Origin of the sequence: Streptomyces sp. NPDC127106 (genome assembly GCF_042677605.1) — a bacterium.
Lineage (GTDB): Bacteria > Actinomycetota > Actinomycetes > Streptomycetales > Streptomycetaceae > Streptomyces.
On sequence record NZ_JBHXTC010000002.1, the window covers coordinates 376 to 25,091 of the forward strand.

General features: G+C 75.7%; 20 protein-coding genes. 12 read left to right on the forward strand and 8 right to left on the reverse strand.

The window, feature by feature from the left end:
- Positions 1 to 881 precede the first annotated feature (881 nt).
- From ACFVGY_RS02710 to ACFVGY_RS02725, 4 genes are all read left to right on the forward strand, one after another.
- Positions 882 to 1,754 (forward strand): FtsX-like permease family protein, encoded by an 873-nt coding sequence (locus ACFVGY_RS02710; protein ID WP_385669875.1) that lies wholly within the window; start codon positions 882 to 884, stop codon positions 1,752 to 1,754.
- Positions 1,751 to 4,768 carry an FtsX-like permease family protein gene (locus tag ACFVGY_RS02715; protein WP_385669878.1) on the forward strand — a complete coding sequence of 1,006 codons (3,018 nt, stop codon included), beginning with the start codon at positions 1,751 to 1,753 and terminating at the stop codon, positions 4,766 to 4,768. Before ACFVGY_RS02710 ends, ACFVGY_RS02715 begins: the two co-directional genes overlap by 4 nt.
- On the forward strand, positions 4,765 to 5,718 hold the full coding sequence (locus ACFVGY_RS02720; RefSeq protein WP_385669881.1) for an ABC transporter ATP-binding protein: 954 nt from the start codon (positions 4,765 to 4,767) through the stop codon (positions 5,716 to 5,718). The genes ACFVGY_RS02715 and ACFVGY_RS02720 overlap by 4 nt, the downstream gene beginning before the upstream one ends.
- 124 nt (positions 5,719 to 5,842) lie before the next feature.
- Positions 5,843 to 7,327, forward strand: a complete 1,485-nt coding sequence (locus tag ACFVGY_RS02725) for a condensation domain-containing protein (protein ID WP_385669883.1) — start codon at positions 5,843 to 5,845, stop codon at positions 7,325 to 7,327.
- 16 nt (positions 7,328 to 7,343) lie between these two features.
- Here the strand turns inward: ACFVGY_RS02725 and ACFVGY_RS02730 are convergent, their stop codons facing one another.
- The 3 genes from ACFVGY_RS02730 to ACFVGY_RS02740 form a co-directional block, all read right to left on the reverse strand.
- Entirely contained in the window at positions 7,344 to 8,582 is a 1,239-nt protein-coding gene (locus ACFVGY_RS02730; RefSeq protein WP_385669886.1) for an RNA polymerase sigma factor, read from the reverse strand.
- 91 nt (positions 8,583 to 8,673) lie between these two features.
- Entirely contained in the window at positions 8,674 to 9,033 is a 360-nt protein-coding gene (locus ACFVGY_RS02735) for a YciI family protein (RefSeq protein ID WP_385669889.1), read from the reverse strand.
- A gap of 424 nt (positions 9,034 to 9,457) precedes the next feature.
- A complete protein-coding gene (locus tag ACFVGY_RS02740; RefSeq protein WP_385669892.1) occupies positions 9,458 to 9,727 on the reverse strand; it encodes a hypothetical protein in 270 nt (89 codons plus the stop codon).
- Positions 9,728 to 9,897: 170 nt separating this feature from the next.
- On the opposite strand from ACFVGY_RS02740, the gene ACFVGY_RS02745 reads away from it, so the two are divergent.
- Both ACFVGY_RS02745 and ACFVGY_RS02750 read left to right on the forward strand, forming a co-directional pair.
- Positions 9,898 to 11,085 carry a cytochrome P450 gene (locus ACFVGY_RS02745; protein WP_385669895.1) on the forward strand — a complete coding sequence of 396 codons (1,188 nt, stop codon included), beginning with the start codon at positions 9,898 to 9,900 and terminating at the stop codon, positions 11,083 to 11,085.
- Positions 11,086 to 11,090: 5 nt separating this feature from the next.
- On the forward strand, positions 11,091 to 11,300 hold the full coding sequence (locus ACFVGY_RS02750) for a ferredoxin (protein WP_385669898.1): 210 nt from the start codon (positions 11,091 to 11,093) through the stop codon (positions 11,298 to 11,300).
- Between the two features lie 122 nt (positions 11,301 to 11,422).
- Here the strand turns inward: ACFVGY_RS02750 and ACFVGY_RS02755 are convergent, their stop codons facing one another.
- Both ACFVGY_RS02755 and ACFVGY_RS02760 read right to left on the reverse strand, forming a co-directional pair.
- Positions 11,423 to 11,629, reverse strand: a complete 207-nt coding sequence (locus ACFVGY_RS02755; protein ID WP_385669901.1) for a cold-shock protein — start codon at positions 11,627 to 11,629, stop codon at positions 11,423 to 11,425.
- 147 nt (positions 11,630 to 11,776) lie between these two features.
- Positions 11,777 to 12,166, reverse strand: coding sequence for an HGxxPAAW family protein (locus ACFVGY_RS02760; RefSeq protein ID WP_385669903.1), 390 nt, complete (start codon positions 12,164 to 12,166; stop codon positions 11,777 to 11,779).
- Between the two features lie 107 nt (positions 12,167 to 12,273).
- Between ACFVGY_RS02760 and ACFVGY_RS02765 the strand changes: the two genes are divergently transcribed.
- On the forward strand, positions 12,274 to 12,855 hold the full coding sequence (locus ACFVGY_RS02765) for a MarR family winged helix-turn-helix transcriptional regulator (RefSeq protein ID WP_385669906.1): 582 nt from the start codon (positions 12,274 to 12,276) through the stop codon (positions 12,853 to 12,855).
- Positions 12,852 to 14,363, forward strand: a complete 1,512-nt coding sequence (locus tag ACFVGY_RS02770; protein ID WP_385669909.1) for a DEAD/DEAH box helicase — start codon at positions 12,852 to 12,854, stop codon at positions 14,361 to 14,363. The genes ACFVGY_RS02765 and ACFVGY_RS02770 overlap by 4 nt, the downstream gene beginning before the upstream one ends.
- 96 nt (positions 14,364 to 14,459) lie before the next feature.
- On the opposite strand, the gene ACFVGY_RS02775 is transcribed toward ACFVGY_RS02770, so the two are convergent.
- The 3 genes from ACFVGY_RS02775 to ACFVGY_RS02785 all read right to left on the reverse strand — a co-directional run bounded on the left by ACFVGY_RS02775 (position 14,460) and on the right by ACFVGY_RS02785 (position 16,874).
- Positions 14,460 to 15,356: a class I SAM-dependent methyltransferase gene (locus ACFVGY_RS02775; RefSeq protein ID WP_385670836.1), complete on the reverse strand. Its 897-nt coding sequence runs from the start codon at positions 15,354 to 15,356 to the stop codon at positions 14,460 to 14,462.
- Positions 15,357 to 15,752: 396 nt separating this feature from the next.
- Positions 15,753 to 16,286: a hypothetical protein gene (locus ACFVGY_RS02780; RefSeq protein WP_385669912.1), complete on the reverse strand. Its 534-nt coding sequence runs from the start codon at positions 16,284 to 16,286 to the stop codon at positions 15,753 to 15,755.
- A gap of 72 nt (positions 16,287 to 16,358) precedes the next feature.
- On the reverse strand, positions 16,359 to 16,874 hold the full coding sequence (locus ACFVGY_RS02785) for an SRPBCC family protein (RefSeq protein ID WP_385669915.1): 516 nt from the start codon (positions 16,872 to 16,874) through the stop codon (positions 16,359 to 16,361).
- Positions 16,875 to 17,128: 254 nt separating this feature from the next.
- Between ACFVGY_RS02785 and ACFVGY_RS02790 the strand changes: the two genes are divergently transcribed.
- The 4 genes from ACFVGY_RS02790 to ACFVGY_RS02805 all read left to right on the forward strand — a co-directional run bounded on the left by ACFVGY_RS02790 (position 17,129) and on the right by ACFVGY_RS02805 (position 24,684).
- Positions 17,129 to 18,355 (forward strand): DUF418 domain-containing protein, encoded by a 1,227-nt coding sequence (locus ACFVGY_RS02790; protein ID WP_385669918.1) that lies wholly within the window; start codon positions 17,129 to 17,131, stop codon positions 18,353 to 18,355.
- Between the two features lie 594 nt (positions 18,356 to 18,949).
- Complete coding sequence (locus ACFVGY_RS02795) at positions 18,950 to 19,678, forward strand: cysteine hydrolase family protein (protein WP_385669921.1); 729 nt, start codon at positions 18,950 to 18,952, stop codon at positions 19,676 to 19,678.
- Between the two features lie 106 nt (positions 19,679 to 19,784).
- Positions 19,785 to 21,620, forward strand: a complete 1,836-nt coding sequence (locus ACFVGY_RS02800) for an RNA ligase family protein (protein ID WP_385670839.1) — start codon at positions 19,785 to 19,787, stop codon at positions 21,618 to 21,620.
- Positions 21,607 to 24,684, forward strand: a complete 3,078-nt coding sequence (locus ACFVGY_RS02805) for a poly(A) polymerase (RefSeq protein ID WP_385669924.1) — start codon at positions 21,607 to 21,609, stop codon at positions 24,682 to 24,684. Before ACFVGY_RS02800 ends, ACFVGY_RS02805 begins: the two co-directional genes overlap by 14 nt.
- Positions 24,685 to 24,716 lie beyond the last annotated feature (32 nt).

The window sequence follows — 24,716 nt, forward strand, 5'->3', positions numbered from 1 at the left end:
CCCGCCCGCCGGGCCCCCCGCCGCCGCGAGCCGGGGCGGGCGGGGGGGCCCCGGGGGGGGGGGGGGCCGCCCCCCCCCCACCGCTTGGTCCGCCTCCCAGCGCGACCAGGCCGAGTTCGCCACCGCGGGCGGGCTGCGGATCCACGGCAGTGGTCTCGCCGCGATGGGCCAGGGCGGCCGGTACGCGGCGCTGACCGGCGGCGACCGGGTGATGCCGGTGGTCCGCAGCACGCAGCAACTGCCCGGCGGGCGCACCGCACAGCTCCTCGCGCTGGACGCCGCCGCGGCCGCCGAGCGCGTCCCGCTGCGCGCCGACCAGCGTGACGGCCGCCCGATGCGCGAGCTGTTCGCCCCGCCCACCCCCACGGCCCCCGCCACGGGCGGCATCCCGCTGCCCGGGCAGCCCCGCCGCATCGACCTGGACATCACGCTGCGCTCACCCGGAGACAGCGGGAACCCGGGGCTCGGACTGCTGCTCCGCGACCGGTTCGGGCTGACCCACCGCACGCCGATGGTCCAGCTGCCGGCCGGCGACGCGGCCACCGTGTCGGTGGACCTCGGCCTGCTGACCGGGGCACCGCTCGGGTCCGCCGCGGCCCCGCTCAGCATCGCCGCGATCGTGGTGTCGTACGTCCCCGCGGGCGACCGCACCGGTTACGGCGCGGGCGAAAGGCCCGTCGTCGGGGGCGAACTGGCCGTGCGGCGGCTCGCCGTGTCCGACCGTCCCCGTCCCCCCGCCCGTCCCCCCGCCCGCCCCCGCGACCGGCGCCGCCGGGGGCGGGACCGGCTGGACGCTGACCGCCCCGCTGCTCCCCGGCACCGCGGCCGACCGGAAGCCGGCCGGCGAGCTGCTGCCCGCCGACGGGGCCGGCTCCGCCTGGGTGCGGCTGCGCTACCAGGGCGGCTTCGACGCCTCGGGCGGCGTGCAGCTGGCGCTCGCGCCACCCGGGGCGCAGGCCGTGCCGGAAGTACCCGGAGTCGCCACCCGCGGGTACCTCGCGGGGATGGGTGCGGCCGTCGGGGACCTGGTCTCCGTCCCGCTGGCGTCGGCCACCGTGCCCGTGCGGATCACCGCCGCGGTCGGCTCCCTCCCCGTGGCGGGCGATCCGGCCCTCGCGGTCGACCTGGGCTCCCTGGGGCGCCTGCTGGCCGCGGCCGGGGCACGGGAGCTGCCCGCCCCCGCCGAGTGGTGGCTGCCCGCGGCGTCGCCCGACGACCCCGCCCCGGTCCGTGCCGCCGCCGAGCTGCGCTCCGGGTCCGGGGCGCAGCAGGTGGTGCTGCGCGAGGAGGTGGCCGCCCGGCTGCTCCGGGATCCGCTGAGCGCCGGCCCGCAGGCCGCGCTGGCCGCCCTGGCGGCGGTCGGTGCGCTGCTCGCGGCGATCGGCTTCGCCGCGGCCGGCGCCGCTGCCGGGCGGGACCGGGCCCGCGAGTTCGGCGTCCTGCTGGCCCTGGGGGCGTCCCGGCGGAAGTTGGCCGGGACCGCGGCCGCCGAGGGCTGCCTGCTGGTGGGGCTGGGCAGCGCCGTCGGGGTGGGGCTGGGTGCCGCCATCGTCCACCTGGTCGTACCGCTGGTGGTGCTGACGCCCGCCGGGCGGCGGCCCGTGCCCGAGGTACGCGTCGACCTGCCGACCGGCACCACCCTGCTGCTGGTGGCCGCCGTCGCCGCGGCACCGCTGCTGTCGGCCGTACTCGCGGGCCTCGGCCGGGGTCGCGACACGGCGGCGGCCCGGCTGCGCCATGTGGAGGAGTCGTGACCAGGGACGTGACGGGCCCGCAGGACCACCCGATCGACGGGACACGGCCGACCGACGGGACGCAGCCGACCGTCCGGACACAGCCGGACGATGGAACGCAGGCCGGCGACGGAGCACGGACCGGCGACGGAGCACGGACCGGCGGCGCCACACGGACCGGCGACGGAGCACGGACCGGCGGCGGCTCACGACCCGGCGGCGCCACGCAGAACGGCGGCGCCCCGCAGAACGGTGGGCCCCGCGGGGGCGGACGGGGCGGGGAGCGGCGGGCGCGGGCGGTGCCCTGGGTGTGGACACGGCTGCGGGCGGCTCCGCTGGGCGCCCTGCTCGCGGCCGCGCTCGCCTTCACCGCCGTCCTCCTCGCAGCCGCCCTGCCCCGAGCCCTGGACCGCGGCGCCGACCAGGCGCTGCGCTCCTTCCTCCACGACCGCGGCCCCGGCCCGACGAGCCTGCTCGCCACCTCCCACGCGCAGCTCGGGCCGCAGACCCCGGAGGGCCTGGACACGGTCCTCGGGGAGCTCGTCGAGCAAACCGGGCCGGTCTTCCGGGTCGCCCCGACCGGGCCGGTGCACGGCACCCGCGCGATCCGGGCGCGCACCCTCGCCAACCCCGAACTGGCCCGCCCCGAGGGCGTGTCGCCCAAGCTCGATCTGCTGTACCTGCGGCAGCCCGCCGCGCACACCCGGCTGGTCGCGGGGCGCTGGCCCACGGGCGGCACCCCGGAGGGGCCGCTGCCGGTCGCCCTGTCGCAGCAGGCGGCCGAGACCCTGAACGTCCGGCTCGGGGCGGTGCTGGAGACCCTGCCCGACCTCTCCGGCCACCCGTTCACGGCCGAGGTGGTCGGCCTCTACGCGGCCCATGACGAGGAGGACGCGTACTGGGCCGAACTGCCCTGCCTCACCCGTGCCTGCGCGAACCTCACCCCGGACACGCTGCCGAAGAAGTTCTGGCAGACCGCCGCGCTCGTCGGACCCGAGGGCCTCGGTGCCCTCGCGCCCTGGGGCGAGGGCGCCGAGGACTTCTGGCGGCTGCCGGTGGACACGGCCGCCCTGCGGGCCGACCAACTCACCGCCGTCCAGGCGGAGATCGCCGCGTACACGGTGGGCCGGACCTCCACCGGGCTGGTGCGCTCCACCGGCCGGGGCGACCTGCGGATCACCTCCCGGCTGCCGCAGCTGTTCGCGGGGGCCCAGGCCCGCCAACAGGCGGCCGCGCCGCTCGCCGCGATCGGCCCGGCCGGTGTCGCCGGGGTGGCCGTCGTGGTGTTCTGCCTGGCGGGGGCGCTCGCCGCCGACCGGAGACAGGCCGAGCTGCGGCTGCTCCTGGCGCGCGGCGGCTCCCGCGCCGGCATCGTCGGCCGGCTGCTCGGTGAGGGCGCGGTCACCGTGCTGCCCGCCGCCGCGGCGGCGACCGCCCTGGCCGTGGTGCTGCTGCCGACGCCACGGTGGGCGGGCACCCTGCTGGCCGCCGCGGCCGCCGCCCTGCTGGCCCTGCTGGCCTTCCCGGTCCGGGCCGCCGTCCTGCTGTCGCCGCCCCGCGCACCCGCACCGCGGCGCCGGCTGGTCGCCGAGCTGCTGGTCCTCGCCGCCACCGCGGCGGCCGTGTACGAGGTCCGTCGGCGCGGGATCGCGCCCGCCGGGCAGGGCCCCGATCCCCTGCTGGTCGCCGCTCCGCTGTTGCTCGCCCTGTCCGGGGGGCTGCTCCTGGCCCGGCTCCAGCCCGCCGCCGTCGGGGTGCTGGCCCGGGCGGCCGGGCGGCGGCGCGGTCTGGTCGGCTTCCTGGGCCTGGCCCGCGCCGCACGCGGCACCGGGGGCCGGGTCCGGCCGTCCGCGCTCGCGCTGGTCGCGCTGCTGCTGGCGGTCACCAAGGGCGGCTTCGGTGCCACCGTGCTGGACGCGGTGGACTCCGCCCGGCTCCGGGTGGCCCGGCTGGCCGTCGGCGGCGACGTGCAGATCACCGCGCCCGCCGGCTCCGCCGTGCCCGAGGAGATGTCCCGGGCCGCCGCCGCGCTGCCCGGCGTACGGACGGCGGTGGACGTGTGGACCGACGACGACGCCTTCCTGTTCGGCACCGCCCAGGGCTCCACCCAGGTCACCGTGGTCGTCGCCGACCCGGTCCGGTACGCGGAACTGGCTAGGACCGTGGGGCGCGGCCGGTTCGACCCCGCGCTCCTCGCCCCCGGCTCCACGGGAGCGGGGTCGGGCGCCGGCGCGGGATCCGCCGACGCCCCGGTGCCGGCACTGTTCAGCGGTGCGCTGGCCCGGCTGGCGCCGTCCGGCGGCGGTGACGCGTTCCGGCTGCACCTGAACTCCGGCGGGGAGCTGCGGATCCGGGGCGTCGGCGTGGTCGAGGGCACCCCGGCCAAGCCGGACGGCGGCGGGGCCGTGGTCGTCCTGCCGGCCGGTCCGGCGACGGCGGCGCTGCCCCGCAGCCCCCGTCCCGACCGGTGGCTCGCCACCGGCACGGTCGACGCGGACCGGCTGCGGGCGCTCGTCCGGGCCACGGCTCCGGCCGGGCAGGCCGAGGGGTTCCGGGTGGCGACCAGCGCCGCCGTGGCCTCCGGTCTCGGCGAGGACCCGCTCCGGCAGTCGACGGGCCGGCTGTTCTGGGGCTCCCTGGCCGGGGCCGCCGGCTTCGCGCTGCTGGCGGTGCTGCTGACCCTGGTCCGGGCCGCCCCCGAACGGGCCGCGGTGCTGGCCCGGCTGCGCACGATGGGCCTGCGCCCCCGGCAGGGCCTGTGGCTGATCCTGGTCGAGGCGCTGCCGCAGGCGGTGGGCGCCACCGTCGGCGGGGCCGTCGTGGGGCTGGCCGCCGTGGCCCTGCTGGGCCCGTCCGTGGACCTGTCGACCCTGGTCGGCTCCCCGGTGCCGACGGGGCTGCGGCCGACGGTGCTGCCGGTGCTGGCGCAGGCGCTGGGGCTGGCCGCGCTGGTGGCCCTGGCGGTGCTCGTCGAGGCCGCGGTGTCCGGGCGGCGTCAGACCACCACCGAGTTGAGAGCGGGAGACCAGCGTTGAACACCGACCAGCCGACCTACGAAGAGCTGCGGCGGCGGGCCCTGGCGGCCTCCGAGCCGCGGGGTACGGAGGCCGGCACGGCCATCGCCTGCGACCGGCTGGTGCGCATCTTCAGCACGGACGGGGTCGAGGTGCAGGCGCTGCAGGGCCTGGAACTGACCGTGGCCCGCGGTGATCTGGTGGCGCTGGTCGGGGCCTCGGGCAGCGGCAAGTCGACCCTGCTGAACATCCTGGCCGGGCTGGACGTCCCGACCGCCGGGACGGCCACCGTCGACGGGTACGACCTGCTGGAGATGTCCGCGAAGGACCGGCTGCGCTACCGGCGCGAGGCCGTGGGCTTCGTGTGGCAGCAGACGGCCCGCAACCTGCTGCCGTTCCTGACGGCCACCCAGAACATCGCCCTGCCGTTGCAGTTGGCGGGCCGCTCCCGTGCCGGGGCCCGGCGGCGGGCGGCCCGGGTGGCCGAACTCCTCGACGCGCTGGGCATCGGGGACCTGGCGGGCCGGCGGCCCGTCGAGCTTTCCGGCGGCCAGCAGCAGCGGGTCGCGATCGCGGTGGCCGTGGCCAACGACCCGGCGGTGCTCCTGGCCGACGAGCCCACCGGCGAGCTCGACTCCGAGACCGGGGCCGTGGTCTTCGAGACGCTGCGCACCGTCAACCGCGAGCTCGGCGCCACCGTGGTCGTCGTCACGCACGACCCGCTCGTCGCGGGCGAGGTCCGCCGTACGGTCGCGATCCGCGACGGCCGCACGAGCAGCGAGGTCCTGCGGCGCACGGTCACCGACGAGCACGGCGCCGAGTCGGTGAGCGAACGCGAGTACGTGATGCTGGACCGCACCGGCCGCGTGCAGCTGCCCCGGAAGTTCCTGGAAGCCCTCGGCATGGAGCACCGCGTCGCCGTGGAACTGGCCGCGGACCACGTCGCCGTGCACCCCGACGACGCCGCATAGGGCCGTCCGGCCGCGTCCGCGGCGCTGCGCACGGACCGGCGCCCGCGGGGCCGCCCGTCACTTCCGCCGCCCGGGTTTCGTTAGGGGCCACGGGGTTGACTCTGGGGGGCGAAGGGATGACGGAATGCGGCAGTTTCCTCTGGAGATGCACGGCATGGCACCCGGCCGGGTCGTCGAATGGCGGTTGCGGTCCACGGCGGCGGGGCCGGAGCCGGCCGCGGAGGGGGCGGGTAGGAGGGCCTCGTTCAACCAGGACAAGCACTTCACCGTCGCCGAGCAGAGCCGGGGGGCCGACGACCCCGTCGCGTCCTGGATCGCGGTCACGTTCGAGGTCGCGGGGGCCCTGGACGAGCCGGCCATGACCCGGGCCCTGCTGGCGTTCGTACGGCGCCACGAGGTGCTGCGGTGCGAGTTCCGGCGGCTCGCCGGGGAGCTGGCGTGCGAGCCCATCGCCCCGGACGAACTCGCCCTGGTCGCCGCCCCCGTGGCGGCCTTCGACACCACGGAGGCCGTGGTCGGCTTCCTGGCGGAGCGGTTCAGGCGGAGCATCGACACCCTGTCCTGGCCCTTGTGCACGATGGGCGCCGTACTGCGCGAGGACTCCGCGACCGTCTACCTGGCCTTCGACCACATCGTCTGCGACGGCCTGTCGATGCCGATCGTGGTGCAGCAGGTGCAGAGCGCGTACGAGGCCGCGTGCCGCGGCGAGGAGGTCGGCGACGGCCCCGACCCGAGCTACCTCGACTTCGCAGAGGACCAGCGACGCCGCTACGCCGGCTTCACCGTGGACGACGAACGGCTCGGCTACTGGCGTGAGTTCGTGGCGCGCGGCGGCGGGGAGTTCTTCCCCAGGTTCCCGCTCGACCTCGGTGTGGAGCCGGGCCGGATGTACCCGATCGTCAACGAGGCCTCGCCGCTGCTCGACGCCGGCGAGACCGAGGTGTTCGACAAGGCGTGCCGGGCCGTGGACGGGAAGGCGTTCATGGGGGTGCTCGCCGCGGTCGCGGTCTGCCTGCGCGAGGCCGGCGGGCCGGGTGTGTACCGCGGCTTCATGCCGGTGAGCGAGCGCGGCCGGGACGGGTGGGCGCAGTCCGTGGGCTGGTTCGTGAACACCATGCCCATCGAGTTCGACGCCTCGCCCGGCCGGGACTTCGCCCAGGTGATGGCCGGGGTGCGGGGCGCTTTCGGCGAGATGATGAACCACATCGACGTGCCGTTCGTCCGGGCGTGGCAGCTGCTGGCGCCGGTGGAGTTCGCCGCCCGTTCGTGGCCGTACCCGGTGAACTTCTTCTCGTACATCGACACCCGCAAGTGCCCGGGCGCCGAGCGCCACGACGACTGGCGGCCCGCCTCCCACGTGTGGTCGGCGCGGGCCAACGGCGTCTGCTCCTGGTTCCAGCGGGACGCGTACGGGCTGCACATGAACTCGATCTACGTGGACACCCCGGCGGCCCGCCGGACCATGGCCGGCTTCCAGGAGGCGCTGCGGCGCACGGTCCGCGAGATCGCCCGGCACGGGTCCCTCGGCCGGCCCCTCGCACTGGCCGCGCCCCGCGGCCCGGTCGGCGCGGCGCTCGGGGTGAGCGGGTACGGGGCAGCCCACCCCTGACGGGATCCGGCCCGGTTCAGGGGCGGTGGGCGGCCCGGCGCAGCAGCAGCTCCCGCTCGCGGGCGTTGGCGGTGAGGGAGGCGGCGCGTTCGAACTCGGCGCGGGCCTCCTCGGGCCGGCCGAGCCGCTCCAGCAGGTCGCCGCGGACGCTGGGCAGCAGGTGGTAGCCGCGCAGCGCCGGGTCCTGGGCCAGGGCGTCGACGAGCGGGAGCGCCGCCCCGGGCCCCTCGGCCATGGAGACGGCGACGGCCCGGTTGAGTTCCACCACCGGGGAGGGCGTCAGCTCGGCCAGCCGCCCGTAGAGGGTGGCGATGGCCGCCCAGTCCGTGTCCTCGTAGCGGACGGCCCGGGCGTGGCAGCCGGCGATGGCGGCTTGCAGGGCGTACGGGCCGCTGCCGGCGCGCGACAGGGCCTCGACGCCGCGGTGGATGAGCATCCGGTTCCATGTGGCGCGGTTCTGGTCGGCGAGGAGGACGGGCTCGCCGTCGGGGCCGGTGCGGGAGGCGGTGCGGGAGGCCTGGAACTCCAGGAGCGCCGCGAGTCCGTGGACCTCGGGCTCCTCGGGCATCAGCGCGGACAGGAGGCGGGCCAGGCGGAGGGCGTCCTCGCAGAGGGCGGGGCGCAGCAGGTCGTCGCCGGCGGTCGCCGCGTAGCCCTCGTTGAAGATCAGGTAGATCACTTCGAGGACGGAGGCGAGGCGCTGTTCCCGGTCCGCCCCGTACGGCACCTCGAAGGGGACGCCGGCCTTGGCCAGGGCACGTTTGGCGCGGACGATGCGCTGGGCGACCGTCGGTTCGGAGGTGAGGAAGGCCCGGGCGATCTCCCGGGTGGTCAGCCCGCCCATCAGGCGCAGGGTGAGGGCGATCCGGGCGTCGGCGGCGAGCACCGGGTGGCAGGCGGTGAACATCAGCCGGAGCAGGTCGTCGTCGATGTCGTCGGGCTCGGCCGGCTCGGGGGGCGGCGGCACGTCCTCCAGGGTGCGGCCGACCTCGGCGAGCTTGCGGACGTACGTCTCCTTGCGGCGGACGAGGTCGATGGCGCGGTGTTTGGCGGTGGCGGTGAGCCAGGCGCCCGGGTTGGCCGGGACGCCCGTGTCGGGCCACTGCTCCAGGGCCGCGACGAGGGCGTCCTGGGCGAGCTCCTCGGCGATGCCGACGTCGCGCACGATGCGCGCGACGACGGCGATGATCCGCGCCGATTCGATCCTGAACACCGTCTCGACCGCCCGGGTCGTGTCCGCTCCCGTCACGGCCACCCATCAGAGCAGCCGTGACGGGCCGGGGCAAACCAGGGCGGCCCCGGCGCGGACCGGGCCGGTCGCCGGTCGCCGGCTGCCGGCTGCCGGGTCAGCCTTCGTCGATCTGGCGGACCTCCAGACCGACCGACCACTCCGCCGGGTGGACCTCCAGGAACCGCTTGGCCCACTCCAGCGCCTCGGCCATGTCCTTGGCCTGGAGGAGGGCGTAGCCGCCGACGACCTCCTTGGTCTCGGTGAACGGGCCGTCGGTGTAGCTCAGCTTGCCGCCGGACCAGGTCACCCGGGTGGCTTCGGAGGTGGGGCGCAGTCCGGCGGTGTCCAGCATGACGCCGGCCTTGGTGATCTCCTCCATGAGCGCGGCCATGCGCTGTTCGAACTCCGGGGGGAACTCGGTGTCGGCGGGGAGGTTCTGCTCGTCGATGCGGACCAGCGAAAGGAAGCGCGGCATGGTGACTCCTCGGTCGGAAGGGGCGGGGGCTCTCCCCGCCTCTCACCCCTGCGTCGAACCGGAGGCTGCGGAATCGACACCCGCGGAGGTTCTTTTTCGGGATTCTCTCCGGACCGGGCTCGGCGGGCCGCGCGCCACGGCCGTGTCGGTGGCGTATCGGGCGGTCAAGAATCCCTCGGATGCTGCCGCATGCGGTCCGGACGGGTGCTTCACGCGCGGACCCGTGCCTACGATCGCCGGGCCCGGATCGCCGGGCCCGGATCGCCGCTCCCCCGCGAGAGGACGCACCTGATGCCCCGCATACCTTCCTCCCCCGCCCGGCGGGCGATCGTCGTCGGGCGGCTGCCGCTGCAGGTCCCGCCGGTGCTGTGGGCGCGCTGCGTGAGCCGGGGCGCAGCCCGCTGACCTGCGGCCGCGTCGCGGGTCAGCGGCTGTCGCCCGACCAGTCCCAGCGGTCGGGGTCGGTCGCGCGGCGGCGGTAGTGGCACCGGCCGCCGGCCCCGTAGCGGCCTATCTCCGTGGGCAGGGCGGCTTCCTCGGCGAGCCGCTGCGCGCTCCAGCCCGTGACGTCGAGGAGGAGCCCGTCGAGGGGGCCGCCCACGAGCTCGCCGTAGCTGCGGCCGGGGCGCGGGCCCGGGTCGGGATCGTCGTGGTCGGCGCCGTACACCCGGCGGCGGAGCATCCTGTCGTCCATACCGCCAGCTTCACAGGTACCACTGACAATGCCGGGCACGACGGTGGGTCGAGTAGGTGGGTGGGTGCGGGGCCATCTGGCCGAAACAGGTATGGGCGCGATAGGTGCCCTGGGCATGTAATGGATTCAGGCGAGACGGAACGGATCGACCATGCGGATGAGGTGCTGCAATGTCAGAGACCGTTGCCTTCCCCCAGGACCGAACCTGTCCTTACCACCCGCCGGCCGCCTACGCTCCCCTGCGCACGAGCCGGCCGCTGTCCCGTGTGACCCTCTTCGACGGCCGTTCCGTGTGGATCGTCACCGGGCATGCCGAGGCGCGCGCCCTGCTCGCCGACGGCCGGCTCTCCGCCGACCGCCGCAACGCGGGCTTCCCCGCCATCACCCCGCGGTTCAAGGCCCTGCAGGACCGTCGCACCGCGCTGCTCGGCGTGGACGACCCGGTGCACAACGTCCAGCGCAGGATGCTCATCCCGAGCTTCACGCTGAAGCGGACGGCGGCCCTGCGGCCCCGCATCCAGGAGACCGTGGACGGACTGATCGACGACATGGTGGCCCGCGGCCCCGGGGCCGAGCTGGTCAGCGCCTTCGCGCTGCCCGTGCCGTCCGTGGTGATCTGCTCGCTGCTCGGCGTCCCGTACGAGGACCACGAGTTCTTCGAGGGGCAGTCGCGGCGACTGCTGCGCGGGCCGGACGTCACCGACGTGGAGGACGCCCGCGCGCGCATCGACGCGTACCTGGCCGAGCTGATCGAGCGCAAGCGGACGGACCGCGGGGAGGGCCTCCTGGACGAGCTGGTCGAGCGGCACCTGGAGACGGGCCGGACCGACGTCGACGAGCTGGTCTCGCTGGCCGCGATCCTGCTGATCGCGGGGCACGAGACCACGGCCAACATGATCTCGCTGGCCACCTTCACCCTGCTGCGGCACCCGGAGCAGCTGGCCGAGCTGCGCGACGACCCCTCGCTGATCTCGGCCGCCGTGGAGGAGCTGATGCGGTTCCTGTCGATCGCGGACGGGATGCTGCGGGTGGCCACGGAGGACATCGAGATCGGCGGGGTGACGGTCCGGGCGGACGACGGGGTCGTCTTCTCCACCTCCGTCATCAACCGCGACGAGGCCGTCTTCGCGGGGCCCGACGCACTGGACTGGCACCGCCCGGCCCGGCACCACGTGGCCTTCGGGTTCGGCATCCACCAGTGCCTGGGGCAGAACCTGGCCCGCGCCGAGATGGAGATCGCGCTGGGCACCCTCTTCGCGCGACTGCCCGGGCTGCGCCTGGCGGCCGAGCCGGACCTGATCCCGTTCAAACCCGGCGACACCATCCAGGGCATGGTCGAGCTCCCGGTGACGTGGTGAGCGGCGTGCCGTCGCGGCGCACCGCCGTCGGCATCGACACCGCCGTCTGCATCGGCGCCGGCCAGTGCGCCCTGACCGTCCCCGAGGTCTTCACCCAGGACGACGACGGCTTCGGCCGGGTGCTGCCCGGGCGGGAGGACGGCCACGGCACCCCCCTGCTGCGCGAGGCCGTACGCGCCTGCCCGGTCTCTGCGGTGGTCCTCCGGGAGGAGTGAGCGCGGCTCGCGCCGCACCGCGAGGGACCGCGGTGCGGCGTGGGCAGCCGTGAGCCCCGCCGGCGGGCCGACGGGGCTCACGGTCCGTCACGTCGGGCCGACGGCGTGAAGCGGTGGAGTGGTCAGGCGATGGGCATCACATTCTCGGCCTGCGGGCCCTTGGGGCCCTTGACGACGTCGTACTCGACCTTCTGGTTCTCCTCCAGCGCCCGGAAGCCGGACGTCTGGATGGCGGAGTAGTGGACGAACACGTCCGGGCCGCCGTCGTCCTGCTGGATGAAGCCGAACCCCTTCTCCGAGTTGAACCACTTCACGGTGCCTGTAGCCATCGGTACTGATCCTTCTCAACGTTCCGCGCGGGCCGCACATACGGTGCCGCCGTTCCGATCCTGCCCACCTGCACCTGGGATCACACCCCGGTGCAGCCAACAGGGGACCCGTCGAACACCTGCCCGTTCACCCGTGCGGCCCACACCTCACCCGGACGTACCCGCTCCGCCGTCCGCTGCGGCCGGCAGCGCGGTGGCGCCCCGGGGCCGGGGCGCCGGGGCCGCCGCTGCGGCGCGCCGACCTCCGCTCATGCGGCAGCCCAGGCAGTCGGCGTGCCCCGTGCGGGCGACGCCGTCCCGGACCCGCCAGTCCCGCGCGGCGGACGGCCGGGGGCCGCTCGGCTTGCCCCAGCCCGCGAGGTGCAGCAGCCAGGTGACGACCGCGGCCGCGACGACGAGGGCGAGGCCGAGCCAGACGCCCGGCGTCCAGCCGAGGCAGAGGGCCGCGCCGGCGCCGGCGGAACCCAGTATCGCCAGGGTGGTACCGGTCCAGCCGGCGACGGTGTGTCCGAGGTCGACGTCCCCGTGCGCGCTCATGGTTCTCCCGAAGTAGGCTCGGAGCAGGAAGGCTTATCTCGCGAGCTAAACATCTGATCAGGAAGTATCTCGCGAGCTAAGTAACTTAGATGCTAAGGAGTATCTGCGTGCAGGGCAAGACCCGCCCCCCGGTCACGGCCGGGGAGGCGATCTCCCGTATGGACCAGTACGTCGCCCTCGGCCTGATCGGCCAGCAGGAGGTGGCGCAGCTGCTGGGGCTCAACGTCACCGATCTGACCTGCCTCGGGCACGTCCTGGGAGCCGGGGACGAGCCGCTCTCGGCCGGCGACCTGGCGTCGCTGGCCAACCTCACCACCGGCGCGGTCACCGGCGTCCTCAACCGCCTGGAGCGCGCGGGGTACGCCAAGCGGCAGCCCGACCCCGACGACCGGCGCCGGGTCCGGGTGGTGGCCGACCCGGTGGCGACCCGGCGGGTGGTGGAGGTGTACGAGCCCTTCTACGCCCGGCTCGCCGCGCTGTTCGACGAGTACTCCCCCGAGGAGGTCGCCGTCATCGCCGACTGGTTCGCCCGCGCGGCCGTCGAGGCGCGCGCCCACCTGGACCACCTGCGGTCCGGGGAGCCGGACCGCAGCGGCCCCGCGGACCCCACCGATCCGGCAGCCCCGGGAGCACTGGAGCCGCCGATGATAAAATTTCCCTTTTCGTGTCCCACGGAAGGCTCCGCATGAGGAACCCGTCCCCCTACGGGCGTTTCGGCGTCAGGCCCGCTGCCAAGGCGGCCCAGGCAGCCCCCCGGCGCCTTGCCGCGGCAGGCCCCGGCAAGGCGCCCCGGACCCCCGCCCCGCAGGGTGAGTTCGCCGTGCCCGAGCCCCTCGCCCCGGCCCTGCCGCCCGTGGAGTCCTTCACCGAGCTCGACCTGCCCGCGGAGCTGCTGCGGACGATGGCCGAGTCCGGGGTGGAGAAGCCGTTCCCCATCCAGGCCGCAACCCTCCCCAACTCGCTCGCCGGCCGGGACGTCCTGGGCCGCGGCCGGACCGGCTCGGGCAAGACGCTCGCGTTCGGCCTGGCCGTGCTCGCGCGCACCGCGGGCCGGAAGGCGGACCCGAAGCGGCCGCTGGCCCTGGTCCTCGTACCGACGCGCGAGCTGGCGCAGCAGGTGACCGAGGCCCTCACGCCGTACGCGCAGGCCCTCGGGCTGCGGATGGCCGCGGTGGTCGGCGGGCTGTCGATCGGCCGGCAGGTCAGCGCGCTGCGGGCCGGCTCCGAGGTCGTGGTGGCCACCCCGGGCCGGCTGAGCGACCTGGTGGGACGGCGTGACGTCCACCTGGACCGGGTGCGGATCACGGTGCTCGACGAGGCCGACCAGATGTGCGACATGGGTTTCATGCCGCAGGTCACCGAGATCCTGGACCAGGTGCGCCCCGACGGTCAGCGGATGCTGTTCTCGGCCACCCTGGACCGCAACGTCGACCAGCTGGTGCGGGCCTACCTGAAGGACCCGGTCTCCCACTCCGTGGACCCGTCCGCGGCCACGGTGAGCACGATGGACCACCACGTCCTGCACATCCACTCCGCCGACAAGGTCTCCGCGGCGACCGAGATCGCGGCCCGCGAGGGACGCGTGCTGATGTTCCTGGACACCAAGCACGGCGTGGACCAGTTCGTGAAGCACCTGCGGGCCATGGGCGTACGGGCGGAGGGGCTGCACAGCGGCAAGTCCCAGCCGCAGCGCACCCGGACGCTCGCGCACTTCAAGGAAGGGACGATCACGGTCCTCGTCGCGACGAACGTCGCCGCGCGCGGCATCCACATCGACGACCTCGACCTGGTCGTGAACGTGGATCCGCCGGACGACCACAAGGACTACCTGCACCGCGGCGGGCGCACCGCCCGGGCGGGCGAGTCCGGCAAGGTCGTCACCCTGGTCACCCCGAACCAGCGGCGGGACGTCGTCCGGTTGATGGCGGACGCGCGGATCCGGCCCACCATCACCCAGGTCCGCTCCGGCGAGGCCGCACTGAGCCGGATCACCGGCGCCAAGGCCCCCTCCGGGGTGCCGCTGTCGGGCGCCGCGCCGACCGACGCCAAGGGCCGCCCGTCCGGCAGCGAACTCGGCTTCCGCGGCATCGGCACCCGCCCCGGCCGTCCGGGCAAGGGCAAGGAGTCCCGCAAGACGGCGGAGGCCAAGGCCCTGGCCGAGGCCCGCCGCGCGGCCCGCGTCCGCCGCGGCCGCTGACGCAGGGGCGTACGGACCCGGACAGCCGTGAGGTGCGGACCCGGTGGTGCGGGGCCCGCACCTCACAGGCAAGGGTGAGAACGAGAAGGAGGGCGGTCAGCGGCGCCGGCGTCGCAGCTCGGCCACGATCGCGCGGGTGATCACCGGCGGGAGCAGGTCCTTCGCGAGCTTGCGCCACGCGGCACCCGGACGCGGTGCGGGCCGCCGCACGGGGGCAGGTGCCGGCGCGGGCGGGGCCGGCGGCTCCGGAGCCGGCCGCAGCGGCTTCGGGACCGCCGGCGGGACGGCCCCGTGGTCACCGATGCGGACCAGCGGCTGGTCGGCCACCACCTCCACCCCGGCCCACAGGTCCGACCGGCCCTCCAGCCAGGCGAGCAGCGCCGAACGGTACGGCTCCGGGTCGTCCCAGGTCGCGTACAGCTTCGCCCCCGACACGGCGATCAACCGGAGGCCGTCGACCGCGACCGCGCCCCACGCCGCGGCGGCGACGCCGGGGCAGTGCTCGGAGCGGTAGTCGTCGAAGACCACGACGGCGCCCGGGGCGGCCACGACCCGCGAGGACGCGATGTCCTGGACGACGTGCTCGTACAGGTGCGAGGCGTCGATGTGGATGAAGCGGCAGCTCGCCGCACGCACGCGGTCGGCGACCACGAAGGTCGGCGCCTGGATGATCGTCGGCAGCTCCTCGTGGAACGCCAGGTAGTTCGTCTCGAACCCGCGGCGGGTCAGCGTCGCGTACGAACCCTGCATCTCCGCGAGGTTGGACTCGTCGGGCGCCGGCGAGTCGAAGAGGTCGCAGACGGTGAACTCCTCGCCGTCCCGCAGGTACTGCCCGAGGAAGATCGCGCTCTTCCCCATGAACGCGCCGAGCTCCAGGACGTCGCCCGGCTTCCCCTCGTCCCTGTTCTGGTGGGTCAGGAACCAGTCGAAGAGCGCCTGGTCACAGTCCGAGAACCACCCCTTGACCTCGCCGTACGCGGTGGGAGCGGGCATGTCCGGCTCGCCGTCGGAGGTGGTGACGGGAGCTTGCGAAACGTGCGACACGGAGTACAGCCTCCAGTGGAACGGCATCTGATCAACGCTGATACCCGGCCAGGTAGGCAGACCATAAACCGCCGGATGCCCGAATGACGAGACTCCCGTGCAGAGCGTTCGAATCCGGAGTCACCGCCACCCCAGATTACCCCTTTTGCTCGGTTTCACACCCGGGCTCGCGCCCCTAACCAGCCACGTGGCCGATTCCACCCTCCGGCAGCAACTCCCGCCGCCAATCCGGGAGTACGCCCCCACCCAGCTGCACGTTCCGCACCCCGCCGCCCACTGCCCGCGGCACCGACCGAGCTCTGCCGGCGTGGGGGGCACGGGGCCGGGCAGGGTTCGCAGGGGGCGTCAGGCCGGGTTGCGGCGGAGGCGCTGGGCGGCGGCGTTGCGCACCCGCCGGGTGCGGGCCGAGTCCGCGAGCAGGCTGAGCGCGTCGGAAGCCGTCAGCAGTCGGGCCGCGGTGCGCTGGCACCAGTCGGAGGCGGCGGTGAGCTCCGCCGCCGTCCACGTCTCGCCGCGGCCGATCGCCCTGAGCAGGGTCCACTCGCGCAGCCTGCGGACGGCGAAGACGCGGTCGCCGAGGGCGGCGGCCATGGCATCGGCCCAGGCGGGGAACGCCGCGTCGGCCAGGAGCTGGGTGGCGCGGCGGTCGAGGTGGGTGACCACCGCGCTCTCGGCCATCACGGGGTCCGGATCGCGCAGGACGGCGGCCACGGCGTCGGCCTCCGCCGCGATGCCCGCCGGGGCGGCACCCGAGGCGGCGGCGTCGGCCGACACCGCGGCTGCGGCTGTGGCCAGCGCGGCGAGGTGGCGGGTGTAGCGCCAGTGTTCGGGTGGCGTCGCCGCGTCGGCCGGGCGTATCAGGTCCTCGTGTGTCCCCATGCGGCCCATTCCACACGACCGGCGGCGGCCGCCGGTGCGCAGGGTGCCGCCGGACCGGCTCGGTGGGACGGGTCACACCACCGGCTCCGGCCCCGGCCCGGCGACACCCTCCTCCGGGAGCGGGGCCCCCGTCTCCAGCAGGGTCTTGAGGCTGGACGCGAGCATGGGCCAGGCCTCACCGCACATGCCGATCAGCGTGCCGCCGGGCTCGAAGCCCTCGTGACGGATCGTCAGGCGGGTGAGGGCGTCCCCGACCGGCTCGATCTCGTACGTCACCTTCGTACGCGGCTGCCCCGCCAGCTCGGCCCGCAGCTCCTCACCGACCCCGACGACGGCCGCCCACTCCTGCGTGAACGTGTGCCAGGTGTACGAAAGCCTGCGGTCCGGTACGCAGTCGAGGACCACCTGCTCGGGGTCGCTGGTCCGGGCTCCGCGCTCCACCCACGTCATCTGCGAGCCGACCGCCCAGTCGGTCTCGAAGCTCACGCCCCAGTACCGGCGGGTGAAGGCGGGGTCGGTCAGGGCCTCCCAGACCTGTGCGGGATCGGCCAGGACGTAGACGGTGTAGGTGATCACGCTGTCGTTCATGCCCCCATGCTGCGGGACCGGGGGCCGCGCACCCGGGATTTCCCCGGCGGCGGCCCGGCGGGGCCGCGCGGGGCAAGGAGCTCCTCTTCGGCGCTCCCGCTCCCCTACCGGCCCCTACCGGCCAAACTGACTTATTACCTTGTTACGCCGTCCCTGGTATGTTCGCGGCGCGGACTGTCGGGATGGAACCCGCCGGTCCGACCACGTGAAAAAGACCGGCCTCCGGCCGGGACAGAGGAGAGGCACGCACAGGCATGCGAGTGGCCGGCGCTTCCCGTCCGCGCAGGACTGCGGGCCCGGGCCGCCTGACCGGGGTCGACGCCGTCCGCGGACTCGCCGTCCTCGGCATGTTCGCCGTGCACGTCGGCCCGGGCCCCCGGCCCGAGGGCGCCGGCTACCTGGTCGTCGCGGCGGACGGACGGGCTCCCGCCCTGTTCACCCTCCTCGCCGGGTTCTCCCTGGCCCTCGCCCAGCGCAGTGGCGGCGGCACACCGGCGGAGACCTCCGGCAGCTGGACGCAGCGCCACCGCGCGCTGCTGACCCGCTGCGGGGTGCTGGCCGCGCTCGGGCTGGTGCTGGCCGCGCTGTGGCCGGGCATCCTGGTCATCCTCACGTTCTTCGCCGTGTACTTCCTCGCCGCCGAACCGTTCACCCGGCTCACCACCCCGGTCCTCACCGCCGTCGCCGGCACGTCCGTGGTGGTGGGCCCGCTGCTGTCGTACCTGCTGGGCCCGGTGTTCGGGTACGGCACCTCCGGGCGCGGCGCGGTTCCCGAGCCGTCCGCCCTGACCAGCTGGGACGGGCTGGGCCGGACGTTGCTGGAGCTGCTGCTGACCGGCGCCTACCCGCTGGCCACCTACTTGCCGTACGTCCTGGTCGGGCTGGCCCTCGGCCGGCTGTGCGACCTGCGGGAACGCCGGTCCGCCGCCCGGATGGCGCTGTGGGGCGCGGCCGCCGCGGTCGCCGGGTACGGCGTCGCCTGGCTGTGGGCCCACGCCCTGGGCGGCCGGGAGCGGCTGCTGTCGGTGATAGCGGAACGGCACCCGGAGGCGGCGGCCGCCGCCGACCCCGTGGGCGAGGTACTGGGCGGGCAGTACGGGGCCATACCCAGCACCTCCTGGGAGTGGCTGCTGGTGGCGGACCCCTACAGCCAGACCCCGTTGGAGACGATCGGCAACGCGGGCGTGGGCTGCGCGCTGATCGGTCTCTTCGTGCTCGCCGCACAGCGCCGCGCGGGCGTCCTGGTGCTGGGACCGCTGGCCCCGCTCGGGGCGATGGCGCTCAGCGCGTACGTCGTCCACGCTCTGGTGCTGGCCGGCCCGGCCCACGGCGCCGCCTCCTGGACCGCGCTGGCCGCGTTCGCCGGTGTGTCGGTCGCCGCCGCCTGGGGCTGGCAGCGGATCTGGGCGGACAGCCCGCTGCGCCGCGGCCCGCTGGAGCACGCGCTGCGGCTCGCCTCGCGGGGGCGCACGCCGGCGTGAGCCTCGGGCGTGGATCACCCGTACGCGTGACGGCTCGTGGATCGGCGAACCGCCCGTACGGCAAGCTGGACGCATGCAGCCGCGCCGAGCAACTCCGCCCCTGCCGTTGATCCTTGCCGCTGTGATGCTGACCGCCGGGTGCGTGACCGTGCGGCCGTCCGCACCCCCGGCCGCGGCCGGCCCGGAACCCGCCGCGGCCGAGGCCGCGATCAGGCAACCGGTCGTGGCGGGGCGCCCGTTGGCGCCGCTGCCGACGACGACACCGGCGACGACGCCGACGCCGGTGCCCCCGGCTCCGCCAACTCCTCCGTCCGCTGCGGAACCCGCCCCTCCCCCGCCGCCCGCCGACCGGCCGCGCCGAGCCGCGGACCGCCCTGCCGCACCGTCCAAGCCCAGGTCCTCCGCGAAGTCCGGGTCGACGGCCACGTCCGGTTCCACGCCGCGCAGGAGGGCGCCCGCGCAGACGCGTTCCGGGCCCGTACCGGGCCGCAGCTACGACATGGGACCCCTGTGCGAGGCGGCCAAGGGCACGGTCGCCCCTGAGATCGTCGCCCTGTGCCATTGAGGAGCCGGCTGGTGAGGGTGACGGGCGGGATGAACGCAACGGGCGCAACGGGCGCAACGGCCGGGACGGACAGGACGGACGGGATCGAGCCGCGGCGGCACGCGTGGCGGATCGACGCGGACGAGTACGCACGGCAGGAGCGCCGCCGGGGTCACCGTCACGCGTACCGGGAGCTGTTCGGCGAGCGGACCGCGCTGGTCGTGGTCGACATGGTGCGCTTCTTCGTGGCGGGGAACGGGTTCGGGCTGGGCATCGTGCCGCAGGTGCAGGCCCTCGCGCACGGGACGCGGTCGGCCGGCGGCACCGTGGCCTGGGTGCTGCCGGCCGTCGCCGCGCAGCCCACCCGGTGGGCGGTGGACTTCTACGGGCCCGACGTCGCCGAACGCTACCGGAGCGCCGGGGGCACGGGCGCGGTCACGGACCGGTTGTGGCCCGAGCTGGTGCCGGCTCCGGGGGATCCGGTGGTGGAGAAGAACGCCGCTTCCGCGTTCTTCCCGGGACGCTGCCCCCTGCCCGAGGTGCTCGACGGCCACGGTGTGGACACGGTGATCGTGTGCGGTCTGGTGACCAACGTGTGCGTGGAGGCCACCGTGCGGGACGCGGCGACGCTCGGCTACCGCGTGGTCCTGGCGGCCGACGCGTGCGCCACGCGCAGCGACGCCGCCCACAACGCCACCCTGGCGACGGTCTACCGCAGCTTCGGCGACGTCCGCCCCACGGCGGACATCCTCACCCTGCTGGCCGGCCGGCCGGGCTGATGCGGCTGCCGGGCATGGCGGGGCGGTCCGGGCGGTTATTCGGTGGAGGGGGCCGGTCCGGAAACCTACAGTGACCTGGCACCACGTCGTCGAGCAGGAGCCGTTCATGCGCACGCACTACCCCCGCACCCCGCACCTGCCGTGGTCACCGGGGACGACGGCGGACGACGTGCGGGCCGCCGGGCTCGTGGGACTCGCCGGGCGCGAGGTCGTCGTGACCGAGAAGCTCGACGGGGAGAACACCACCCTGTACGCGGACGGGCTGCACGCCCGCTCCCTCGACTCCGGCCACCACCCGTCGCGCGCCTGGGTCAAGGGCCTCCAGAGCCGGATCGGCGCGGGCATCCCCGCCGGATGGCGGGTGTGCGGGGAGAACCTGTACGCGCGGCACTCGATCCCGTACGAGGACCTCGACAGCTGGTTCTACGGCTTCTCGGTGTGGGACGGCGAGCGGTGCCTGGACTGGGACCGCACGGTGCGCTTCCTGCACGGTCTCGGGGTCCCCGTCCCGCGCGTGCTGTGGCGGGGCGTCTTCGACGAGCGCGCGTTGCGCGGGCTGCGCGTCGACACCGCGCGCCAGGAGGGCTACGTCGTACGGACGGCGGACGGTTTCGCCCGCGCGGACTTCGGGCGGTGCGTGGCCAAGTGGGTCCGCGGCGGCCACGTGCAGACCGACACCCACTGGATGTACGCCCCCGTGGTACCGAACGGGCTCGGCCCGCAGGCCGCCCTGTGGGCGGTGCGGTCGGGCGCCGAGCCCGATGCGGCCGGGCTGGCGGCCGCCCTCGACCTCCGGACCGGGCCCGAACAGGGGCCGGAACCGGGCTTTGCCCCCGCTCCGGCTTCGGGTGGCGGCGGCGTCGATCCGGTCGTCGCCGAGGTGACGGGCCGGCTCGACGCGCTGGGCCGCACCGGGGACGCCCGGCTGGCCGGCGTCCTCGCGGCCGTACTGCACCGTACCCCGCGGACGCGGGTCGCGGCGCGGCTGGCGGCGGGGCCGCTCGGGATGCCACTGGCGCGCCGGGTCGCCGACCTGGTCGGGCTGTACCCCCGGCTGCGGCGACCGTTCCCGGACGAGCTGCGTCGGGCCGGGCTGGTCCGGATGGCCTCCGCGGCCGATCTCGGGGTGCTGCACGCGCTCGCCGCCACCGTCGGGGCCGGGACCGGGGCCGCCGGAGGTTCGGTGGACGCCGAGGCGCGGGACTGCGTGGAGTGGTCGGCGCTGCTCGCGCAGGAGGAGGGGTTGTTCGGACCGGATGCGCTCGGCCCGCTGCGGGCCGGGCTGCGGACGGCTCTGGTGGACCTGGACGCGGACGCTGCGGACCGCTGCTGGGCCGAGGCCCGCGAGGCCTTCGCGCGGGGTCGGATATCCACCGCCGAGGAGGCCGTGGCCGCGACCTGGCGCTGGCGGGACGGCGGCCACCCGCAGCTGGTGCAGCTCTGCGGCCCGTCGGGCAGCGGGAAGAGCACGTACGCCCGGAGCCTGCCGGACGTGACCGCATACATCAGTCTGGACGACCTGCGTGCCGCCCGGGGTTCCCGGGCCGACCAGCGTGCCAACGCGGACGTGCTGCGCGAGGGCCTGGACCGGCTGAACGCGGCGCTGGCCGACGGCGGCACCGTCGTCTGGGACGCCACCTGCCTCACCGCGCAGCAGCGGGGGCTGGTCGGCGCGGTCGCCGCCCGCCGCGACGCCCTGGTGACCCACGCGGTGGTGCTGGTGGAGGAGGCGGAGCTGCTCCGGCGCAACGCCGTACGCCCCCACCCGGTGCCGCCCCAGGTGCTGGCCTCCCAACTGCACCGGTTCAGCCCGCCGTATCCGGGAGACGGGCAGGCCCACCGCATCCGGTACATCGGCGCGGACGGCACCCTCCAGGACACCGCCGGAACCCTCGACGCGACGGGCGGGGAGTGGACGGGGACTGCTGATGCGCACCAGTGAACAGCTCTACCACCAGGTCCGCTGGGACCCCCGGTTCGACCCGGCGCGGTTCGTGCTCGGGCTGCACCAGCGCGGGGCACCGCCGAAGCGGATCCCGCTCCCCGCGTTCGTGCCCGGCGGGGACATCCCCTGGCACCGGGTGCTGTTCGTCGAGGCGGACGGCGTGCTCGTCTGGGACCGGGCCAGCGGCCTGGACCTCATCGACTCCACGCGGGCCGGGCGGGTCCGCGCCCCGCGCCTCCTGCGGGCCCCGTTCTTCACCGCCTCCACCCCGCACGCGTGGGATCCGGCCGACGGCGCCTGGCGGCCCACCGGGACCGCCCCGCCGGGGGCGCCGGATCTGCGGGCGGATCCGGGAGCGGGGCCCGGGACGGGGATCGAGGGGGCCGGTCCGGGGCGGGTGCGGTTGCTGACCTGGAACACGCTGTGGGACCGGTACGACGCCGCGCACATCGCCACCGCCCGGCGCAGGCCGCTGCTGCTCGCCGCGCTGGAAGCCGCCGACGCCGACGTCATCGCGCTCCAGGAGGTCGAGCCGGAGCTGCTCGGCATGCTGCTGGCACAGCCGTGGGTGCGGGCCGGGTACACGGTCGGGACCGACCCGGCCGGCAAGGACGTCGCCACGAGCGGGCTGCTCCTGCTCAGCCGGCTGCCGGTGGCCGAGGCCGGGCTGCACCTGCTGGGACCGTACAAGGCGGTCGCAGCGGTGACGGTGCACACGGCCGGCGGTCCGCTCGTCGTGGCCGGCGTCCACCTGACGAGCGATCACACCGAGAACGGGGCCGAGCGGCGCAACACCGAACTGGCCCGCACGTACGAAGGGCTGAACGGCATCGACGCCGACGTGGCGCTCCTCGGCGACTTCAACGACGGCCGCGGCGGGCCGGACGGGCCCGCCGCCGTGCTCGGCATGCGGGACGCGTGGACCGAGGTGCACGGGCCGCAGGACGCCACGCCGACCTTCGACCCGCTCGCCAATCCGCTGGCCGCGGTGGGCTCGCTGTCGGGGCGTCCCGGCCGGCTGGACCGCATCCTGCTGCGGTCGGTGAGCGCGGAGGTGCGCCGGGCGGTGCTGCGGGGGGATTCGCCCGCTGCGGCGGACGGCCTGTTCGTCTCCGACCACTACGGGGTGGAGGCCGTGCTGGACTTCGTGGGAGGAGACGCCGGGGCCGCCGCGGCCGCGGCCGGCACCACCGCCGCGGCCGGCACCGCCACGGCCAGCACCTTCGGCGCGGTCGGCACCGTCGGCGGCGCGGGCGCGCGGGGTGCCCGGCTCGATGTGCCGGCGACCGCGCACACGGCCGTGGCGTGGCTGCCCCCGCACCACGCCGCGGTCGAGGAGCTGCGGCGGGACCACGACCCGGCGGCCGGCCGCTGGCCCGCGCACGTGAACCTGCTGTTCGGCTTCGTACCCGAGTCCTCCTTCGAGGAGGCGCTGCCGGTGCTGGCCGAGGCGGCCGCGGCGACGGACCCGTTCGCGGTGCGGCTGGCGGGCGTGCACAGCTTCGGGCGCCGGGAGGACGCCGTGCTCTGGCTGGACCCGGCCGCCGCCGGCGAGGCGCCGTGGCAGGAGCTGCGGCGGGAGCTGGCCGCGCGGTTCCCCGGCTGCCGGGGGCGCGGCGAGGGGTACACCCCGCACCTGACGCTGGGCCGCAGTACGGATCCGCAGCGCGCGCTGGCGGAGTTCACGGAGCGGCTGGGCGGCGCCGGGGCCGCGTTTCCGGCCCGGGTCGGGGAGCTGGCCGTGCTCTCGCGGCGCGGGGACGAGCCGATGCGGGTGCGGGCGGTGGTGGAGCTCGGGACGGGTGCGGTGCGGTGGAACGCGGAGCAGCCTGCGCCGGGGTCCGGGCCGTGGCCGTGGCCGTGGTCGACTGACGGGACGGCTGAGGGGCCGACTGACGCCGGTCGCGACCGTGCGGCGGAGACGGTCACCGAGCGCCTTGCGCGTGCCTTGGCCGACGGGGTGGTCCACGTCGTCGGATCCCGCCGCATGGGCTGCGCCCTGCCGGGGGCGGACCTGGACCTGGTCGCGGCGCTGCCCGGCACGGTCGACATGGCGGACGTCAGGGCCCGGGTAGCGGCAGCCCTGCCGCAGGCCGCCGACCGGATCCGGGAGGTGAGGGGCGCCAGGGTGCCGGGGCTGCGGTTGGGCGTCGACGGGCTGGACGTGGACCTCGTGGTCGTCGCCACGGGGACGGTGGATCCGGCCCGGGCGGTGCAGCGGCGGGAGGAGCTCGGGGAGGCGGCGGCGATCGCTCTGAGAGCGGTCAGCGACGCCGACGCGGTGCGCGGCTTCGTCGGCGCCGACGGGCCCCGGCAGGCGGCGTTCGCGGAACTCGCGCGCCAGGTCAAGGCCTGGGCGCGGGTCCGCGGCCTGGACTCGGCGCCGTTCGGTGGGTTGCCGGGGCTGGCCTGGGCGGTGTTGGCGGCACGGACGGTCCGCGAAGCCGCCGACCTGTCCCCCGCGGAACTGCTCCGGGCGTTCTTCGCCACCTGGGCCGCCTGGGACTGGCGCACGCCGGTCGGGCTGGTGTCCGAGGCACCGGGCGCGGACTCGGTCACGGACCGGGGCGCGGAGTCCGTGACGGTCCTCACCCCGTCCTCCCCGGTCCGCAGTTGCACGGCCCAGGTGGGGCCCGGCCTGCACGACCTGCTCGGGCAGGAGCTGTACCGGGCCTGGGAGCTTCTGGAATCCGGTGCCGACCTCTGCTCCGGCCCCGGGGGCGGGCTTCTCGTACCGCCGCCGTTGCACCGCCGGCACGCCGCCTGGGCCGTGGTGGGCGTACGGGGTGACACGCCGCGGGAGTTCGAGGAAACGCTGGGGCGGGCCCGCGGCCGGATGCGGGCGCTGCTCGGGGCCCTGGACGAGGCGGGGATCCGGGACGCGCACGCCTGGCCGCGCCCCTTCACGTCCTCCTCCTGTTCGGCGCAGTACGCGATCGGCCTCGGCGGCCGGCGTCCGGACGCGGCCCGGCTGTCGGCCGTGACGGCCCCGTGGTGCGCGTCCCTGCCGGGGGTCGAGGTCCACCTGACCCGCTGCGGTTCGGTGCCCACCCTGCCCTGACGGGCGGGGTGCGGAGTCCGGTCCGGGTGCGC